The sequence below is a fragment of the Salinivibrio sp. PR6 genome, assembly GCF_001995955.1.
Taxonomy (GTDB): Bacteria; Pseudomonadota; Gammaproteobacteria; order Enterobacterales; family Vibrionaceae; genus Salinivibrio; species Salinivibrio siamensis.
Map to the genome: position 1 here is coordinate 135263 of NZ_MUFA01000006.1, position 19373 is coordinate 154635.

General features: G+C 51.0%; 19 protein-coding genes. 8 read left to right on the forward strand and 11 right to left on the reverse strand.

The genetic code is table 11. The annotated features are described in order from the left end of the window. Nucleotides 1-33 precede the first annotated feature (33 nt). Nucleotides 34-513: a hypothetical protein gene (locus tag BZG72_RS06605; protein ID WP_077666411.1), complete on the forward strand. Its 480-nt coding sequence runs from the start codon at nt 34-36 to the stop codon at nt 511-513. 17 nt (nt 514-530) lie between these two features. Further along, nucleotides 531-1343, forward strand: coding sequence for a bifunctional DNA-formamidopyrimidine glycosylase/DNA-(apurinic or apyrimidinic site) lyase (gene mutM / locus BZG72_RS06610; protein WP_069361920.1), 813 nt, complete (start codon nt 531-533; stop codon nt 1341-1343). Here the strand turns inward: mutM and coaD are convergent. Further along, complete coding sequence (coaD, locus tag BZG72_RS06615) at nt 1338-1886, reverse strand: pantetheine-phosphate adenylyltransferase (RefSeq protein WP_443508079.1); 549 nt, start codon at nt 1884-1886, stop codon at nt 1338-1340. The two genes, mutM and coaD, sit on opposite strands and share 6 nt — an antisense overlap. A gap of 119 nt (nt 1887-2005) precedes the next feature. Here coaD and BZG72_RS06620 point away from each other — a divergent pair, with 119 nt between their 5' ends. After that, nucleotides 2006-2716 (forward strand): 3-deoxy-D-manno-octulosonic acid kinase, encoded by a 711-nt coding sequence (locus BZG72_RS06620; RefSeq protein WP_241828666.1) that lies wholly within the window; start codon nt 2006-2008, stop codon nt 2714-2716. Between the two features lie 2 nt (nt 2717-2718). Here BZG72_RS06620 and waaA read toward each other — a convergent pair whose 3' ends face one another. Then, on the reverse strand, nt 2719-3978 hold the full coding sequence (gene waaA / locus BZG72_RS06625; protein ID WP_077666413.1) for a lipid IV(A) 3-deoxy-D-manno-octulosonic acid transferase: 1260 nt from the start codon (nt 3976-3978) through the stop codon (nt 2719-2721). A 169-nt stretch (nt 3979-4147) separates the two neighbouring features. On the opposite strand from waaA, the gene BZG72_RS06630 reads away from it, so the two are divergent. Continuing rightward, nucleotides 4148-5062 carry a hypothetical protein gene (locus tag BZG72_RS06630; RefSeq protein ID WP_077666414.1) on the forward strand — a complete coding sequence of 305 codons (915 nt, stop codon included), beginning with the start codon at nt 4148-4150 and terminating at the stop codon, nt 5060-5062. Here BZG72_RS06630 and BZG72_RS06635 read toward each other — a convergent pair. Genes BZG72_RS06635 through rfaD form a run of 7 tightly spaced genes read right to left on the reverse strand, consistent with a single transcriptional unit; the run spans nt 5052 to nt 12375 of the window. Beyond that, nucleotides 5052-6089 (reverse strand): glycosyltransferase family 4 protein, encoded by a 1038-nt coding sequence (locus BZG72_RS06635; protein ID WP_077666415.1) that lies wholly within the window; start codon nt 6087-6089, stop codon nt 5052-5054. The two genes, BZG72_RS06630 and BZG72_RS06635, sit on opposite strands and share 11 nt — an antisense overlap. A gap of 4 nt (nt 6090-6093) precedes the next feature. Further along, on the reverse strand, nt 6094-6876 hold the full coding sequence (locus BZG72_RS06640) for a glycosyltransferase family 2 protein (protein ID WP_077666416.1): 783 nt from the start codon (nt 6874-6876) through the stop codon (nt 6094-6096). 4 nt (nt 6877-6880) lie between these two features. After that, nucleotides 6881-8074 (reverse strand): glycosyltransferase, encoded by a 1194-nt coding sequence (locus BZG72_RS06645; protein ID WP_077666417.1) that lies wholly within the window; start codon nt 8072-8074, stop codon nt 6881-6883. Between the two features lies 1 nt (nt 8075). After that, nucleotides 8076-9386, reverse strand: coding sequence for an O-antigen ligase family protein (locus BZG72_RS06650; protein WP_158075452.1), 1311 nt, complete (start codon nt 9384-9386; stop codon nt 8076-8078). Further along, nucleotides 9383-10408 carry a lipopolysaccharide heptosyltransferase II gene (waaF, locus tag BZG72_RS06655; protein ID WP_077606812.1) on the reverse strand — a complete coding sequence of 342 codons (1026 nt, stop codon included), beginning with the start codon at nt 10406-10408 and terminating at the stop codon, nt 9383-9385. The genes BZG72_RS06650 and waaF overlap by 4 nt, the downstream gene beginning before the upstream one ends. Then, a complete protein-coding gene (lpxM, locus tag BZG72_RS06660) occupies nt 10405-11385 on the reverse strand; it encodes a lauroyl-Kdo(2)-lipid IV(A) myristoyltransferase (RefSeq protein ID WP_077606813.1) in 981 nt (326 codons plus the stop codon). The genes waaF and lpxM overlap by 4 nt, the downstream gene beginning before the upstream one ends. Nucleotides 11386-11430: 45 nt before the next feature. Next, the gene (gene rfaD / locus BZG72_RS06665) at nt 11431-12375 is read right to left on the reverse strand and encodes an ADP-glyceromanno-heptose 6-epimerase (RefSeq protein WP_077606814.1); all 945 of its coding nucleotides are present in this window, start codon (nt 12373-12375) and stop codon (nt 11431-11433) included. 103 nt (nt 12376-12478) lie between these two features. Between rfaD and BZG72_RS06670 the strand changes: the two genes are divergently transcribed. The 3 genes from BZG72_RS06670 (at nt 12479) to tdh (ending at nt 15585) form a co-directional block, all read left to right on the forward strand. Then, nucleotides 12479-13147, forward strand: a complete 669-nt coding sequence (locus BZG72_RS06670; RefSeq protein WP_077666419.1) for a TetR/AcrR family transcriptional regulator — start codon at nt 12479-12481, stop codon at nt 13145-13147. Nucleotides 13148-13340: 193 nt separating this feature from the next. Next, nucleotides 13341-14537 (forward strand): glycine C-acetyltransferase, encoded by a 1197-nt coding sequence (locus BZG72_RS06675; protein ID WP_046074709.1) that lies wholly within the window; start codon nt 13341-13343, stop codon nt 14535-14537. 19 nt (nt 14538-14556) lie between these two features. After that, the gene (gene tdh / locus BZG72_RS06680; RefSeq protein ID WP_100297960.1) at nt 14557-15585 is read left to right on the forward strand and encodes an L-threonine 3-dehydrogenase; all 1029 of its coding nucleotides are present in this window, start codon (nt 14557-14559) and stop codon (nt 15583-15585) included. A gap of 84 nt (nt 15586-15669) precedes the next feature. Here the strand turns inward: tdh and BZG72_RS06685 are convergent, their stop codons facing one another. Next, nucleotides 15670-16803, reverse strand: a complete 1134-nt coding sequence (locus BZG72_RS06685) for a peptidoglycan DD-metalloendopeptidase family protein (protein ID WP_046074711.1) — start codon at nt 16801-16803, stop codon at nt 15670-15672. 7 nt (nt 16804-16810) lie between these two features. Continuing rightward, nucleotides 16811-18349 (reverse strand): 2,3-bisphosphoglycerate-independent phosphoglycerate mutase, encoded by a 1539-nt coding sequence (gene gpmM, locus BZG72_RS06690; protein ID WP_046074712.1) that lies wholly within the window; start codon nt 18347-18349, stop codon nt 16811-16813. A 478-nt stretch (nt 18350-18827) separates the two neighbouring features. On the opposite strand from gpmM, the gene BZG72_RS06700 reads away from it, so the two are divergent. Continuing rightward, nucleotides 18828-19289 carry a rhodanese-like domain-containing protein gene (locus BZG72_RS06700; protein WP_077666420.1) on the forward strand — a complete coding sequence of 154 codons (462 nt, stop codon included), beginning with the start codon at nt 18828-18830 and terminating at the stop codon, nt 19287-19289. Nucleotides 19290-19373: the final 84 nt, after the last annotated feature.

The following is a 19373-nucleotide window of genomic DNA, read 5'->3' on the forward strand; positions in this document are numbered from 1 at the left end:
GAGGACACGCGTAACGTCCTCAGGTGAACCGACATGAAGCTAAAGCGGCAGACATGGAATAACATCCTGATTTTCTCAGTGGTGGTTTTTTTTGGCTTAATGCTGCTGCCAGATTATTTGCGCCATCAACGCCAAGCAAGGGCGACGCCTGAGGGGGTAATCGCGCTGGTTGAATCGCGCAGTGAAGTGCTGTCGTTGCGGTTCTCCCATTTAACCCTGACGCGTACGTTAGAGGGGTGGCAATCGGATAAACCCCTGGTAATTAGTCCGACAGAGCTCGCTCAGCGCTGGTTGGGGCTGACTGGGACAAAAATCGATGACAGCACCTTGCAGTCGTTGCGACCCCAATTAACCTCTCCCCGTACGTTGGAGCTTACTCGCAGCCCCGACCAAGAGCCCATTCGCATTACCTATTATCAACACCCCCAGTTTTGGTTGATGCAAAACGAACACGGCCAATGGTTAGCCGTGTCAGTGGATAGTCGGTATCTTTTCCCGCTATCAAAGTCGTAAATATTAAGAGCTGTGTTATGCCCGAGTTACCTGAAGTAGAAGTAAGCCGTTTAGGTATCATGCCGTATGTCGAAGGGCAAACGGTCACCGAGATTACCATTCGTCAGCCCAAGTTACGCTGGCCCATCCCCGAAACGTTACAACAGTTGAAAGGCCAGGTGATACGTCGCGTCACGCGTCGCGCCAAGTATCTTTTATTGGAGACGGATGTCGGTACTGCGATTGTGCATTTGGGGATGTCAGGCAGTTTGCGGGTGCTGCCCACGTCACTGGCACCGGAAAAGCATGATCATGTTGATGTGACACTCAGCAATGGTCGCTTAATTCGTTACCACGATCCGCGGCGTTTTGGCGCCTGGTTGTGGCAGGAGGGAGATTTGCCGCATCCCGTGTTGGGAAAGCTCGGCCCTGAACCACTCACCGATGCGTTCAATTCAGATTATTTGCTGGCCAAGGCGGCAGGCAAAAAAATGGCGATGAAAAGCTTTATTATGGACAATGCCGTCGTGGTGGGCGTGGGGAATATTTACGCCAACGAATCGCTGTTTTGTGCTGGTATCCACCCTAAACGTCCTGCCGGTAGCCTGACGCAAACAGAAGCGACGGCGCTGGTGGATGAGATAAAAACGGTGTTGGCCGCGGCGATCACACAAGGCGGTACGACGCTAAAAGACTTTACGCAGGTAGACGGGAAGGCCGGTTACTTTGCTCAAGCGCTACGCGTTTACGGAAAATCGGGTGAGCCGTGTCCAACCTGTGACACGACCCTTGAGCGCATAGTCATCGGCCAGCGGGCAACTGTCTTTTGCCCACAATGCCAGCCCTTATGACGACGTCTTGCTTTGCAGCTTTTCTTGTAAGGCCGTTAGCACGCTAGGCGCGACAAACTCACTGGTATCACCGCCGTGCAACGCGACTTCTTTGACCAAGGTAGAAGAAATAAACGAATGCTCCTCTGACGGAGTCAGAAAGACGCTTTCCAGTGCGGGCATCAGTCGACGATTCATATTGGCGAGTTGGAATTCATACTCAAAGTCGGAGACCGCACGCAAACCGCGCACCAGAATATTGGCTTGGTACTGTTTGGCAAAATTGACCAGCAACCCTGAAAACCCAACCACAGAGACATTGGGAAGGTGCGCGGTGACCGCTTGCGTGAGTGCTACTCGCTCATCCAGATCGAACAATGGTTTTTTGCTTGGGCTAGCCGCAATCCCCACAATCACATCATCAAACATCCTTGCTGCCCGCTCAATCAGGTCCAAATGACCATTCGTGATGGGATCAAATGTGCCTGGGTAAATCACGCGTGTATGCTGTTTGTGTGTCACGAGCTTTTCCTTAAAAACGTTGATCTGCAAAGAGGTTATCAAATCCTTGTCCATCACGCATTGTTCTTACGGTCCCGTGAGGTATCGCCTGTGAATCCATTGACGAGCAAGGTACACTAATGTGCGCTAGCGTGAGTGCGCAAACAGGAAAAACCGTGAGTATAGAAGTAGAGCAACGCGAAAACGAGTGTATTTGGTACGATCCGGCTTTAGTGGAGGGCGACCCTCGCCAGTATTTTGATATTCATTTTTGGCACCAGCAAGCCGCTGTCACCGGTTCAGCCAAAGGGCGCGGTACCACGTTCTTTATCCGAGGGCCGAAAATGGAGATGGCGTTACGTCATTACTATCGCGGTGGTTTGTTCGGTAAATTCGTGAAGGATCAGTATTGGTTTCAAGGATGGGAGGCGACCCGTTGTGGTGCTGAGCTCAATTTACTGGCCTATCTTCGCGAGAAGAAAATGCCTGTGCCTCGTCCTGTCGCTGCACGCGCGGTAAAAAACGGCCGTACCTATCGTGCTGATATCTTGGTGGAGAAAATTCCAGGCGCGCGCGATCTGGTCGCCATCTTGAGTGAAAATAGCTTACTTGCCCATGATTATCGTGCCATTGGTCGTTTGGTTCGCCGCCTTCACGACGCTGGCGTGTGCCATACCGATCTGAATATCCACAACATCCTGCGTGATAGAAAAGGAAAGCTGTGGCTGATTGACTTCGATAAGTGCCAACAGCGCGATGGCGAACAGTGGAAAGAGGATAACCTTGCCCGCCTTCATCGCTCATTTAAAAAAGAAAAAGAGAAGCGTCAGATCCGTTGGCAACCCGAGGATTGGGCTGCCGTATTAAAAGGCTACAACCATATCCGCAAGTAGCACTAGCGTGGATGATTAAGCCAGGGCGCGATCGCCTGCAAAGTGCGCTCGACCGCGCCGCGATTTTGCTCTACCACAGAGAGCCCAGCGTTGCCGGCCTGTGCGGCAAGGGCGGGGGCACTGAAAAAAGCCCCGATTTTGGCAGCGAGATCTTGGCTGTCGTTACACACCTGTAGGGCGCCGGCGTCAATCAGCGCATCGCCAATCACTTGGAAATTATAATAGCTTGGGCCTGTTAAAAGGGGCTTGCCTAACGCCGCGGGTTCAAGCAGGTTATGCCCACCCACTTTGGTACCCAGAAAACTGCCCGCCATCACTACCACATCTGCGCCAGCAAGGTAGGTCATCATCTCTCCCATGGTGTCGCCAAGATAAACTTGAGTACTGAGTGCCAGCGGCTCACCCTCGGTGCGTCGTTGCACACTGAGGCCTTGGCTAGCCACTTGCTGGGCAACATCATCAAAACGTTCAGGGTGGCGAGGGACCAGTATCAGTAGCGCGTCTGGGTAATCGCGCAGTAATACACTGTGAGCGGCGAGCAAGGTGGCGTCTTCTCCCGCGTGAGTACTGGCACCTATCCAGCAAGGGCGATCACCGCGCGCTTGGCGAAGTGTGGCACCCAACGCCGGATCCACGGCTTTAATATCAAATTTCACCGAGCCAGCCACCGCAAGCTTGTCGTCAGCGACACCGAGGCTTGCAAAGCGCGCTTGGTCGTTTTGATGCTGACAAACGATTAAGTCGATATGTTTACTCATGGCTTGAAAGAGCGGTGCGATTTTCTGATAGCGCTGGCAAGCTTTTTGAGAAAGCCGGGCGTTGATAACCGTAATGGGAATACCCGCTCGACCCACATGATGCAAGGTATTTGGCCAAAGCTCAGTTTCCATGATCACGCACACCCGTGGGGACACCGCGCGAAGAAAACGTTTTACCGAAAAAGGAAAATCAACCGGCATATAGCGGTGTATGATCCCATCAAGACGCCTGGCCTGCTCTGCGCCGGTGGCGGTAGTGGTGGTGACCAAGATCGGCACGTCTGGATAGGCTTGTTGCAGCGCGCTGATCACCGGCTTTGCCGCGAGAACTTCCCCCACCGACACCGCATGGAGCCAAATAGGCTGACCGTCTACGTTGGGCGTACCGCCAAAGTGCTCACGCCATCGCTCGCCAACAGCAGGCTTACCAGGCCGTTTACGGTACAGCCCAATAAGCAAAAAAGGGGCGGCAAGTGTGAGTAAGAGTGTATATATCCAGCGCACAAGTTAGCTCCTATTGATGGCACTTCGCCATGATAGCGCCTTGATGAGTATTTGTTGATGTTTGATTGTCGGTAATAGCTCACGCCTTGGATGTTGTGAGCGCTAAGCGATGATGAAACTGTGCTAAAGTTGGCGCCATTTAGCGGAGAACAACAGCGATAACATGGGAATGCTTAAAAAAATAAAGAAAAGTATTAGAGAGCGGAAGCAGCGGCATCGGAACCAACGGGATATTGAAAGCATTTTTGCCACGCGTCTTCGTCAAGAGCAACTTCACCAACAGATGCTTTCTCATTCAGCCTCACTGGTGACATCTAAAGCCTATTTTGATGCACCCTTGGTGGTGAGTTTAACCTCGTTCGCCGAGAAGGTGCACGAAGTGTACTTGGTTATCGAATCCTTGGCGCAGCAGACGTGCCCACCAAACCGCATCATTCTTTGGCTGGATGAGAAGGAATACAGTGACGTTAACCTGCCTCATTCTCTAAAAAGACAATGTGAACGTGGGCTGGAGGTGAGGTATTGCGACAATATCAAGTCGTATAAAAAGATCATTCCCACACTGAAACTAGCACCAGAGGCCTATATCTTAACCGTCGATGACGACGTTATGTATCCGCACAGCATGATTGAAGGGTTAATTCGCACTTGCCGCCATCATCCGGGGCATATTTATGGGCATCGAGGACACAAAATCACCACCCGTGGTGGCGAAGTGCGGCCCTACAAACGCTGGCAATACTGCGCTAGCTTCTCTGCACCCAGTCATCATCTGATGCTCACTGGCTGCGAGGGGATATTATATCCGCCGCAATCGCTTCATCCTGATGTGCTCGATCAGTCATTATTCATGCAGCTTGCGCCGAACGCCGATGACTTGTGGCTAAAAATCATGGCAATCCGCCAAGGCAGTCTGTGCATGAAAGTGCCATATAGCGATCCATCGCTTGCTTTAAAACGGCACCGTGCGATTGGTCTAGCGCAGGCGAACATTCGCCAAGGTGGCAATGATAAGCAACTTAACATGCTGCTTGACCATTATCCTGAGGTCAAACAGGCATTATTGGCTGATGCTAGCGCGTGATCACTTGTTGGTAGAGATCTTGATAGGTGATGGCGGTTTGGGAGATATCACACGCAGCCGCTTGCTGGCGGCTGCCTTTAATAAGGTGAGCTCGCAGCGCGTCTTGTTGAGCAATGTCCGCGATATGTTGTGCTAACTGATTGGCGTTGCCTGGCTCAATGAGATGTCCGGTGACCCCATGTTCAATGATATCAGGTATCCCGCCGGCTCGAGCGCCTATCACGGGTAGCCCTGCTGCCATCGCTTCTAAGATGACTGAGCCCAACCCCTCGGTATAGGACGGGTGAACGAGCAGATTTGCCGCCGAAAACCAATCTCCCATATTGGTTTGTTTACCCATAAACTGCACATTCGTGAGCCCCTGAGCTTGCGCCTCGAGTGACGCGCGTTCTTTGCCATCACCCAGTAAACAAAACTGGATGTTGGTGTCTTGGTTTGCAAGTTTGCGAGCCGCTTCGATAGTGACGTCAAAACCTTTGTGGGCATACATGTTCGCCGCATGAATCACCAAAAACTGCCTCGGGAATCGTGATTTAATCTCCTCAACCCGAGAGGGTGAAACCGGGTAGCTAACTGGTGAGCTTGGGATCTTAACCCGTTGAGCGGCTGGATGATGTTTTTCAAGCTGACGGAGAATCTCCGAGCTCAAGCCGACCAGCGCACTGGCTTTGCGGTACGCAAATTGATTTAACCACTTTTTCTTTAAAGGGTTATCAATACGGCGTGTCACTATGTAGGGAACACGATGCAATAGGTGTTGAAGCAACGCCCAATAAATGGCACGGCCTTCGTGGACATGGACCAGATCGCATGTTGCGGTGATTGAGCGCCCGTGTCGCCGAGTATAGTGCGGACAAAGCACGATCTGGCATTGAGGTATCGCACGAAGTTCGTTGACCAGCGGGCTTTTGGGGTTCACCACTGCGGTGAGCTGATAGCCCATTTGGGCTTGTTGCTGGAGCAAGGTGAGGGTTTGACGTTCACCACCGCTAAAACCTGATGCAAGATTGACGTGACAAATGTGCATATTGTCACCACACCTTATTGAAGTCTTCGTTTTCTAATACTGTCGGATCGCGTTGAAACTCCAAGAGCTTGGCATATTTAAGGTAGCTATTAACGGCTGAGCTCAGTGCGACTGTCATACCGTCAACACCGCCTAAAAAGCCCCGCTGAAACAGATATTTGCGAATAAAGGCATTGAGTCCGTGTATAAACGGTGAGAATGCGTTGGCGCGCTTGCCCTTTTGATACATGATTTTCGCGGCACGGCCGCTAAAGTTACGCCCAGGTTTAGCAAAGAGCTGTCCGATGTTCTCAAAGGAGTAGTGGATAAGATCGCAATCAAGCTGTTTAGGATTTGTAGCCTGTACTGCCGCGTGTTGCTTAACCTCGGCAAAACGGGTTTTTGACTTGTTATACAAGCGAATGCAGTAATCTGGATACCAGCCGCACTGTTTCACCCAGCGGCTACCAATATGATTACGACGGCGAAAGGCAAAGGCGTCATGCTCAGTATTGGCCAAATCTAGCGCTTGGATTTGCTCCACTGCCTCTTCGGTAAGACGTTCGTCAGCATCAATACTGAGGATCCATTGATTGTCAGTGTGCGCCAAGCCAACGTTTTTTTGCAGGCCATCACCGAGGTAAGGCTGCGTGATAACAGTCGCATCAAGCTGCTCAGCAATGGCAATAGTGCGATCTGAGCTTTGCGAGTCAACCACCACAATGTCAGAACACACCTGCTGGAGCGACTCGATACAAGCTTTGATGTTTTTTTCTTCGTTGAGCGTAATGACGACGCCTGTGATCATGAGTTTATCCTTTGTGATTCGTGCTCTGAAAGACAGCTTGGTTTAGCTCTTTGTACTTTTGGACGATCGTGGCTTGGTTGAATTCAGCGAGTTTATCGTGAACGTATGCTTGCTCTTGCGGAGACCAGCCGGTATCGAGTGCTTTTTTCATGCAATCTGACATCGATATCTGCTCTTGACTACACAGATACTTCTTTAATTCGCCATCCATTATTTGGTGCACACCGCCAGGAGAATCTGTACAGACAATACGCGTGCCACAGGCCAGTGCTTCAAGTAATACCATGCCGAGCCCTTCAAATCTTGAGCTCAATACAAAAAGATCGGCGTGTTTAAACCATGGGAATGGGTTTTTCCGTGCACCTTTGAAAAACACGCGATGTTCAATATTGAGTGCTTTTACTGACGCCTCGATATTGTCTCTATCTTTACCTTCACCCACGATAACCAGATCGTGATGGATATCATATGTCTTAACAAGGTGCGCGTATGCTTCGACCAGTAATGTAAAGTTCTTTACTTGGGTGAGTCGCCCAAGGCCAAGAATAAAAGGTCGAGGGTGCATATCGGGCTCTACCTTGTCCGCCTGCTCACGGATATACACCTCGTTATTAGGGTTGCTAATCACTCTAGCTTGAGACGGCGTGATGGCATGTGTTTGAGTCAGGGATTGGAACGTGTTGTAGGCACCATCAGAGACGCAGACGATATGTTTCTTATCGAACAATGCTCGGTAAATGACGCCTGAGAAAATACCATATTGCTGTGGCTTGATAATGTTTTCACAGACATAAACAAAGCGGTCATCATGCAGCGGCCAAAGCTGTTCAAAGGTGCCTTGACCACGAAAAATAACCAAATCAAACGGTCCTTTTTCCGCTTCGAGCTGTCGGAGTCTTCGCTTGAAGAAAAAAGCACTGGGATAAGCAAATAGCAGCGGGAAGGTTTTGCTGATTAACGCATTAAATAGTTTACAAATCAGATAATAAAGCGCACCTATCCCAGTTTTTAACACTGATTGTTTAAGGTCAAACAGGCGGACGTCAACATTCGGCGTCGGCTTTATATCTTGAGGTCGATTTTTGAGATAGATTAACGTGGCATCATCACCATTGGCGGCGAATGCATCGGATAAATTAACCGCGACTCTCTCCATACCACCGAGTTTCAGACAATTGACGACAATCGCGACACGCATATCAGCGCTCATCCTGTGTGTTGTTTTTTATGTTTGCCAGTGAGTAAAAACAGCCTGACACAATCACAAAGGCAAATACGCCAAGGCTTCGGCTGTTAAAGGTTTCAAAGGCATTGACCGTTAGCCAGTAGATACAAAAGGCGATAGAGAAGAATGCGACTACCTTACCGCTCTTCGACGTATCGCGAGCGACAAAGCAACGCGTAGCGAGCTGGAAGTAGGTAAATAAAATCAACGCAAAGCCTGCTAAGCCATAGGCGACTAACGATTCAATATGGCTGCTATGTAAATGAGATAGGTTTCTATAGCCAAGAGAACTTGCCTTTAATGCGGATAGCTTTTCAGATGAAGAGATAACATGCCCGATACCATTTTCCCCCAAACCTACCAAGGGACTCTTTTGAAATACATCCCAAGCCGCTAACCAAGAATTCAGTCTTACGCCAACACTGGTCATCGGAATATTGTCTAGGTTGCCCTGGATAACACTAGAGATGACAGCACTCTCTTTTAGTGCTCGGTTTTGAATATAGTCAGATTGACTGACTGAAAACAGGGTGATTACGACAAACGCGTAGCCTAAGAGCAACTTCTTCTTTCCCTCAATGACGCCCACAAAGAACAGCAGTATCGGCGTTAATGCGATGACGATCGCGAGGGCAAGCCACACTTGTCGCGACTGGCTGACCAGTGTCAATACGAGGCCTAGGATGGCTGAAAGTGCAAAGAACGCGCGAAGCGTCCAGCGACTTTTGTCGACGAGATAAAAGCTAAACGCCGAAATAATCGCAATCACACCGCCCAGCATCGAGGTGTACTGCGCATTCTTTAAACCAAAGTCGACGCGGTGCGTGTGGAGTAGTTTATGAATTTGGTTTGAGAAGTCGCTTTGTGTATAGCAAGCAATGAACACGCCCAGAACAAAGCAGGCGGCGAGCCCGATCACGGTGTCTTTTCGCCCTTGCAAGGCGAGGCCGATGGGGACGAGCAAAAACAGTTTTGCTAACCGGTCGACATGTGGGTAGGCATTGGCAATGTCAGGAATATGCATCAAGCTATTTGCCCAGCTCAGGCACTGGACGATAATGACTCCAAAAAACGCCCAGACAATGGGGTCTTTTTTAAGCTGGGGCCAATGGGTATAAAGCAAGGGCAGGCTTAATAATAAAAAGCCGGCACGGAAGACTTCACCCACGTCAGGAAATGCGATCGCACACAAGGCATAACCGAATAGGAAAAAGCGGGTGATTTGGTAATACAACTGATGACTCAGGTAACGAGAACTGGATGATGCCATGCTGATACTGCTCACGGTAGAATCCTTTTTACAACTCGGCTCGGGGCGAGATCGTTTAAACATTTTAAGTGCCCTAGGGGACATTCGCGCTGGAAGCAAGGACGGCACTCGATATCCGTGTGCACAATATCGACCTTACTGGTCAGCGGCGGGGTGTAATCGGGGGATGTTGAGCCGTAGATGGCTATCACTTGGCAGTTGACTGCCGCGGCGATGTGCATCAACCCCGAGTCATTGCTGACCACGGTTTGACACGCGCCTAAAAGGTCGACGGCTTCGATTAAGTTGGTTTTGCCTGCCAATACATGAATATTAGGCGCATGCTCTGCGAGAGCGGCAATTTTTTCACAGGTTTCAACATCTTTCGCCGAGCCAAAAAGCCAAATTTGGTAGCCTTGTTGATGCGCTTGGCGTGCGACCTCAGCATAGTGCTGTTCTGGCCACTTTTTGGCGGGCCCGAACTCGGCCCCCGGGCATAAACCAATCACAGGTTTGTCTTGGTTTAATCCCAGTTTGGCGATGACAGCCGCTTGGGCGTCTGGATCGATGTCTAGCGCCGGCTTAGGGAGGTTGTCGAGCCCACCCAGCGAGGCAGAGCTTTGCATCTCGGTGCGCGGGTGAGCGAGGGCAACATAACGCTCAACCATGTATTGAAACGCTTTCTTGTTGGGACGCAGGTCGTTGAGCAAGCCATAACGCATTTCACCTTTCCAACCTGTACGCGTCGGGATCCCTGCAAACCACGGGATCAGTGCGGATTTTGCGGAATTAGGTAACACGTAGGCGCGATCATAACCGTGTTTTGCTAAGCGTTTCCCCAGTTGGTAGCGTTTACCAAGTGCCAATTCGCCATGGCCGAGTGGCATTTCAATGCTGCGATTAACCTCGGGCATGCGCGCGAGAATCGGCGCGCACCAAGCGGGCGCCATCACATCAATCTTGGCATCCGGGTGCTGTTGCTTGAGGGTTTTATACAAAGACTGCGACATCACCATATCGCCGACCCATGATGGGCCAATGATTAATACGCTGGTCATGATGCCCGTTTCCTCTTTGCTTCTTGGTAGATATTACGGCCGTCCTCGCGGGTACGAAGTAGCTGCAAGATCCACATGTATTGATCCAGCTGACCGTCGAGCATGGTTTCTATTTGTTGGTTCATCATGCGTGCGTCGGTGCGACTGTCTCCCGTTGGGAAGTCGTTAAACGCAGGGTGAACCTCGATGACGAACCGACCCGTCTGGGCATCAAAGCCTGACAGCACAGGGACAATATGCGAGCGGGTGACTTTGCTTAACTTGCCTAGACTCGGCAAGGTCGCTTTGGTGGTGGCAAAAAACGGCACGAACTCGCTGCTCTCATCTCGCATATCTTCGTCGGGCAAGTAATATCCCAAAAATCCGCGCTTAACTGCACGGATAAAGGGCTTAATCCCTGCTTCGCGCTCATAACAGTTACCGCCATATTGTACGCGTTGGCGATGCATCAGCCAGTCTAGTAGCGGGTTTTTTTGTCGTTTTGAGAATGCCGCCACGGGGAGCCCTTGCGAGGCAAATAAAATCGCGGCTGCATCGATGGCCCAAGTATGGGGCACAAAGAGGATCACCGCTTCGTCGTTATCAGTGTGCCGAGTGATATGTTCCATGCCAGTCACATCACAGTGGTGTTGAAACCACTGGCGACTGCGCAAGGTGATCAGCGGAAAGCTCAGCAAAAAAGCCCCTGCGGTGGTCAAGGTGTCGACTAATATGGCTTCGCGTGCTTGCGCGGATTTCTCGGGAAAGCAGGCTTCCAAATTAAGCCAGGCATTAAGGATCGTGCCTTTTTTCTTTTTAACCAGTTTGCGCGCCACCCATTGTGCGAAGCGATGCTTACCGCGCGCCGGCACCAGAAGGCTGAAAGGCATTGCGATGAGTAGCATCAGCCACGTGCCCCAGAATTTAGGCGCTAAGTAAGCACGCGAGAACTCTGGGTTATACGCGTGCGCGTCGTAATCGTGTCGCTGTTTTGTCATTGCTCTTTCTCGCGTCCCACTATCAAGGGGGACGAATTGCTTTTATTAGCGATTGATTTCGGCTAGGTAAGCGGCGACACCTTCAGCCACGGTCTTAAAGGAGGCGGTGTATCCCGCTTCACGTACCTTGGTCAGATCGGCTTGTGTGTACGCTTGGTAGCGACCTTTTAGGTGTTCGGGGAAGGGGATCTCTTCAATCTCTCCTTGACCGTGGAAATCAATCACCGCATTGGCAACCGCACTAAAAGGCTCGGCGCGGCCGGTACCACAGTTGTAGATCCCGCTGATCTGTTGCTGCCAGAACCAAATATTCATTGCGCAGACATCACCGACATAGACAAAGTCACGCTTGAAGGTATCACTGCCCTCAAAAAGTTTGGGGTTCTCGCCTTTTAGAATTTGTTGATTGAGGTGATAAGCCACTGACGCCATGCTGCCTTTGTGCTGTTCGCGCGGACCATACACATTAAAATAACGGAAGCCAGTAATCGGTGGCAGTGTCTCGCCATGGGCCTTGGCATCTTCTTGCACACGACGGACATAGTTGTCGAACTGCTGCTTGGAATACCCATAGACATTCAGCGCGCCTTCATACTCTGGCGCTTCAATGAAGTTACTGTCGCGGCCGCCATAGGTGGCTGCTGACGAGGCGTAGAGAAAGGGGATATCGCGGTCAATACAATAATGCAACAGTTCTTTCGAGTACTCGTAGTTGTTGAGCATCATGTATTTGCCGTCCCACTCTGTGGTCGCTGAGCAAGCGCCTTGGTGGAAAATAGCTTCGATCGGGCCGAAGTTCTCTCCGGCCATGATTTGGGTAAGAAAATCTTCCTTATCCATATAGTCCGCGATGTCGAGGTCAACCAGGTTAACGAATTTGGTGCCGTCTTTGAGGTTATCGACCACCACGATGTCACGGTAGCCTTGCTCGTTCAGTGCTTTTACTAAGTTGCTGCCAATCATGCCAGCACCACCAGTCACAAAAATCATATCGTTACCTAATTCATCTCTATCTGACGACAGACCCCGTCGCCATCACTGTTGACTGTGATAGTATGGTCAAGCATCAACCGGGCAGAGGACTGAACCATACATGAAAACCCGAGACCGAATTATCCATGCTGCACTGGCTTTATTCAATCAACATGGTGAACCGAATATCACCACCAACCATATCGCAGCAGAACTCGGGATTAGCCCGGGCAACCTTTACTATCACTTCCGTAATAAAGAAGCGATTATACACAGTATATTCGACCAATACGCGCAAGATCTTGCCCTTGCCTTTGATCCTAGTCAGCCTCGTGATGATACCCAAGCCTTGCTGCAGCATTACTTGGACGCGACCTTTAGCTTGATGTGGCGCTATCGGTTTTTTTACGCCAATTTGCCGGACATTTTGCGTCGTGACGAAGCACTGCAACAAAAATATCTTGGGGCGCAGCAACAGCTACAAACCAACTTGATGGCCATTTTGCATCATTACCGTCAAGCCGGTTGGCTGAGTCTCAATGACAGCGCTTTGTCTGCGGTCGGAGAAACGCTTAAGCAAGTGGCGTCGAGCTGGATTTTTTATCAAAGTGCACAAGCTCCCCAAACGCAAATTCATGCAGGGGTGATCTACAAAGGTATTTTGCAGATGCTGGCATTGTTACATCCTCTGACATCGGCACAGGGACAAATGGCCATCACTGCGTTAATAGACCACTACGAGCAGCAGTTAGTTCGCCAAGACTCACGCTCGCTGGACACATTGAACTGAGCTATCTCTCTAGGCGATGGTCGCATTGCGCGATATTCGCCCAGCTTGTCAGTGATTACACGATATGAATCACTGTCTCGCGCCCCTTATTGGCACAAAACGCGTGAACGTGCCATGATAGCAAGCATTCATTCGTCGTACACAATGTGTGCGGCGGCCTTCCCAAAGTAATCATCACAGCACGGAGATTGCGATGACGGCTGCCTTCTACCAGCAAATCCGTCATCAGCTTGAGCAAGTTAAAGCTGATGGCTTGTACAAAAGTGAACGCCTTATCACCTCACCACAAGCGGCCAGTGTGGCCGTCAATCATGAACAGCAGGTATTGAACTTTTGCGCCAATAACTATTTGGGGCTCGCTAACCATCCTGAGTTGGTGGACGCTGCCAAAGCAGGTATGGATGAGCACGGCTTTGGTATGGCGTCGGTACGGTTTATTTGTGGGACGCAAGATGCGCACAAAACCCTGGAAGCCAAGTTATCTGACTTTCTCGGGATGGAAGATACCATCCTGTATTCCTCATGCTTTGACGCCAATGCGGGATTATTCGAAACCATTCTCGGCCCAGACGATGCCATTATTTCTGATGCGCTAAACCATGCGTCGATTATCGATGGCGTGCGCTTATGTAAAGCCAAGCGTTTCCGTTATGCCAACAACGATATGGACGAGTTGGAAGCCCAGCTAAAAGCGGCGAAAGCGGCCGGTGTGGCGAATATCTTGATTGTGACAGATGGTGTCTTCTCGATGGACGGCGTGGTAGCGAATTTGCCGGCTGTGTGCGATCTGGCGGAGCAATATGGTGCGTTGGTGATGGTGGATGACTCTCACGCGGTCGGCTTTATGGGCCAGAACGGTCGAGGCACACACGAATATCATCAAGTGATGGATCGTGTCGACATCATCACTGGTACCTTGGGCAAAGCCATGGGCGGCGCGTCAGGAGGCTACACCTCAGGCAAAAAAGAGGTGATTGATTGGTTGCGTCAACGTTCGCGCCCTTACCTTTTCTCCAACTCGCTGGCACCGGCGATTGTATCTGCCTCTATTCGCGTACTGGATATGCTGGCCGAAAGTGATCACTTGCGTGAGCAGCTTTGGGACAACAGCCAACACTTCCGTGCACGCATGACGGAAGCGGGCTTTACCTTAGCGGGCGCTGATCATGCCATTATTCCTGTGATGCTCGGTGATGCCAAAGTGGCCAGTGAGTTTGCCGAGCGGATGATGGAAGAGGGTGTCTATGTGGTGGGCTTCTCCTACCCAGTGGTGCCCAAAGGGCAAGCACGTATTCGTACCCAGATGTCAGCCGCGCATACGCGTGAGCAACTGGACCGTGCTATTGATGCCTTCATCAAAGTGGGCAAAGAGATGAAATTGATTGGGTAATGTCATGACACAAACAACCATGAAAGCCTTGGCCAAACTCAAGGCGGAGCCCGGCATTTGGATGACGGAGGCCGAGCTTCCTGAGCTGGGGCATAACGATCTGCTGATCAAAATTCGTAAAACGGCCATCTGTGGCACCGATGTGCATATTTATAAGTGGGACGAGTGGTCACAAAATACCATCCCTGTTCCTATGGTGGTCGGCCATGAATATGTCGGTGAAGTCGTCGGCATTGGTCAAGAAGTGCGTGGCTTTTCACTGGGGGACCGTGTCTCTGGTGAGGGCCATATCACCTGTGGGCACTGCCGGAACTGCCGTGGCGGTCGTACCCACCTATGTCGTAATACCGTCGGGGTGGGGGTTAATCGCGAAGGGGCGTTTGCCGAGTATTTGGTGATCCCTGCGTATAATGCGTTCAAAATCCCCGATGAGATTTCGGATGACTTAGCCTCGATTTTTGACCCGTTTGGCAACGCCGTCCACACCGCGCTCTCGTTTGATTTGGTGGGCGAGGATGTGCTGATCACCGGTGCAGGTCCGATTGGGATCATGGCCGCTGCGGTGGCGCGCCATGTCGGGGCGCGTCATGTGGTGATCACCGATGTGAACGAGTATCGCCTCGAGCTTGCCCGCAAAATGGGGGTGACCCGTGCGGTCAATGTCGCCAATACCTCGCTGGAATCAGTGATGGAAGAGCTGGGGATGAGTGAAGGCTTTGATGTTGGCCTCGAAATGTCTGGTGTGCCGGCGGCGTTTAATAGCATGCTGACGGCCATGAATCACGGTGGCAACATAGCGCTGCTTGGGATCCCACCCAGTGATATGGGGATTGATTGGAACCAAGTGATTTTTAAAGGCTTGGTGATCAAAGGTATCTATGGCCGTGAGATGTTCGAAACCTGGTACAAGATGGCGTCGTTAATCCAATCAGGGTTGGATTTAACCCCGATCATCACCCATCACTACAGCGTGGATGACTTTCAACAAGGCTTTGATGTGATGTGCTCAGGCCAATCAGGCAAGGTGATCCTCGATTGGCAGAACTAAATGCCACGATTGCCGCGCCCATGTTGAACCATGGCGATGGGCTCTGTTAGATGACAAACGCGCCCGCCGATGAGGTGGGCGTGTTTAATCCAGCCAAGGCACAGGGTTGGTAGTGTTGCCTTTACGGCGAATTTCGAAATACAGAGAAGGGGTGGATTGTCCACCACTATCGCCGACCAAGGCGATAGCTTCCCCGGCAGTGACCGTATCGCCTACGTCTTTTAGCAAAGCTTGGTTGTAGCCATACAAGGTCATGTCCCCTTTGCCATGGTCAACGGCAATCAATAACCCATAGCCGCGTAGCCAGCTAGAAAGCACGACTTTACCCGCATGCGCCGCTTTGACCTCGGTACCGCGTTTGGCCCCAATTACGATACCATTCCACGAGACTTCACCTGACTGACGCTCACCAAAACGGTGGAGCAGCTTCCCTTGGGTGGGCCAGTGAAGTTTGCCTTTGGCTTTTCCAATGCCCGCCATTTTTACTTGTGCACGGCGCGCGGCCGCGGCAATTTGCTCTTGCAGCCGTTGCTTGTTTGTCTTGAGCTCAGCTAAATAAGCATTGTCGCTGGCAATTTTGGCCCGGATTTTTTTCGCGGTCTGGCTTTGCGAGGCTTGCTCCCGCTCCAGTGCTTGTTTTTTCTCGGTTAACTCTGCCACCAAGCTAGCCTGCTTATCACGTTGTTGTTTGAGCTGGTGGGCCGTGAGTTGATAATCGGTGCGAGTCGCAGCTAATGATTCGATCGCCTCCTGCATGGTGCTTGCAAGCACTTCAGCATACTTCGTGAGTCGGTCGAGCTTGGTGGGTGACTCTTGGCTAAGTAGGCGTTTGAGCTGATCATGCTCGCCTTGGCGATATTGGGCGTCGATCAATTCGGCTAACTGTGCCTGCTGGGCAATCATCTCTTGTTTGAGTCGCGCTTGCTTTTTGCTTAGGCGCGTGATTTGAGCATCAGTCTGCTGCAGGGTTTGCTGAGCTTGGCGCGTTTTTTTAGACAGGGTATCAATGCGTTTCGACTGTGCTTTTAGATCGCTTTGTAACGCATTGAGCTTTTTATTGTGCGCCGCCAATTGCGATTGCTGGCGGGCAATTTCATCGCTCACTCCCTCTAGCTCAGAGTTGGCATTGGCTGAGCCAATCAACAGGCAGAGAAAAACGCCAGTGCATAATGCACTGGCGCGGAGGGTTTGGCTTAAGCGTGTTCGTTTCTCCCGCATAGGGGGATTATTTCAGATCGAACAGTGGCTTGCCAGTCATCTCTTCAGGAATCTCCATACCGGTTAATGCCAGCATAGTCGGTGCCAGGTCAGAGAGCTTACCGCCTTCTTTCAAGCTTACCGGCTGACTGCCCACATACATCAGCGGGACAGGCAGGTTGGTGTGTGCCGTATACGCACCGCCGGTCTCTTCGTTGACCATCATCTCAGCGTTACCGTGGTCGGCGGTGATCAGCATCTGACCATCCACTTCTTTGATGGCTTCCAAGACACGGCCGATGCAGTGATCGACGGCTTCGCAGGCCTGTACTGCAGCGTCATACACCCCAGTGTGGCCAACCATGTCGCCGTTTGGATAGTTACAGATGATCATATCGAACTTACCAGACTTAATCGCATCAACGAGCTTGTCGGTCAGCTCTTCTGAACTCATTTCTGGTTGCAGATCATAGGTAGCCACTTTTGGTGAGGCGACCAAGGCACGCTCTTCGCCTTCAAACACGGTCTCGATACCGCCGTTGAAGAAGAAAGTCACGTGTGCGTACTTCTCGGTTTCAGAGATACGCAGCTGAGTTTTACCATTTTTTGATAGCCATTCGCCAAGCGTGTTGGAGAGGCTTTCAGGTGGGAAGGCCACCGTGGTATCGATGTCGGCGGCGTATTCCGTCAGCATCACAAAGTCAGACAGTTCCGCGTATTTTTTACGCGCAAAGCCATCAAAATCCGGCATAAAAGCGCGCGTCATTTGACGAGCACGGTCGGCACGGAAATTCATGAAAACAACCGCATCGCCATCGTTAATGGTCGCTTTGTTGTCACCGTCACGGTAAATTTCTGTTGGGGCGACAAATTCATCATTTTCTTCACGTGCGTAAGCCGCTTCCAAGCCTTCTACAGCGCTGGTCGCAGTGAATTCGCCTTGCGCTTGGGTGAGCAAATCATAAGCGCGCTCGACACGGTCCCAGTTGTTGTCACGGTCCATGGCGTAGTAGCGACCAACCAGTGATGCGGTACGGCCTTTACCCAGCTTTTCAAATAGGGCATCGAAGCGCTCTAGTGATGCTTTTGCACTGCGTGGCGGCGTATCACGGCCATCCAGGAAGCAGTGTAGATAAATCTGATCGGCACCGCGCTCTGCGGCCAGTTCAACCATGGCGGCAATATGATCTTCATGGCTGTGTACACCGCCAGGCGACATCAGACCCATAATATGCACGGCTTTGCCCTTATCAACGGCTTTATCAACGGCGGCCGTCAGTGCTGGGGTTTGGTTAAACTCACCGTCCGCAATGGATTTGCCAATACGGGTCAAGTCTTGGTAAACCACGCGACCTGCGCCGATGTTGACATGGCCAACTTCTGAGTTACCCATTTGCCCATCAGGCAGACCCACATCGAAACCGGACGCTGAAATCAGTGTGCTGTTCTCGGCCATGAGGCTGTCGATCACAGGGGTGTTGGCGTTGGTAATCGCGTTATCGCTTTGTGGGTCGCGATAACCCCAGCCATCGAGAATCACCAGTGCAAGTGGTTTTTTCGCAGACATGTTACGTCCTCTTAATTCAAGCAAAAGACTGACATTGGATGCCAATGACATTGGATGTCATGGAGCAACCACTGAGGCATGGAGCCAGATGCATGGCTAGCTTCAGGGCTCAGTGTGTGCGTAATTTTACAACATTTTACGGGCTGATATGTAGGCTAAGATCAATTATCCCAGCTGACAAGTTAACCAGCAAGCCTTGGTTCACTTGCCTTCGACCCTTGACTCCCCTCATTATGGCGAAGATCGCCGCTGTGCGCGAATGGCTTGGCTCGATTTCTGCGATTGATGAAACCTTCTTTCTTTTCAAGTTATTGAGCGGAAGGTGAAAACGCGGGGACGTGCGTATGAGTGAGCAAACGCGCGATTTCGTCTCGGCAGGCTGTAAAACCATGGCGAGCAGGTTATACTCGACACCATTTTCACCCCTTGATGGACTCTCGCCCTCGGCGAGACAAGCAAGCAGTATAGAGCAAAGGTTATGCAGGAATATATTGATTTTGTCTCCAATAACATGATTCTCACCCTTGTCTGGGTAGGCTTGGCGGCCGCTTTACTGATGTCGCTGATTAAACAAAAAACGGCTGCCTATAAAGTGGTAGGCCCTAATGACGCGGCGATCCTTAACAACCGAGAAAATGGGGTGTTCGTCGACATTCGTGGCCATGATGATTTTCGCGCCGGCCACATCACGGGGGCGATTAATGTGTTGCCGAGTGAAATCAAATCACAGTCGTTTGGTGAGCTTGAAAAACACAAAAATGACCCCATCATTGTGGTATGCAAAACCGGTCAAATGGCGGCAGACAGTGCCAATCAACTGGCAAAAGCAGGCTTCGAGTCCGTTTATATTCTTAAAGACGGTTTGACCTCTTGGAACGATGCCAAAATGCCGCTGGTCCGTGCCAAAAGCGGTAAGGGCAAGAACAAAAAGAAAAAGTGATCCTTCACTCAATTCTCGAGCGACCGCATGACGCGGTGGCTCGCATTTTTTAATGTGCCAGGCGCATTTGCAATTTTTAAAATA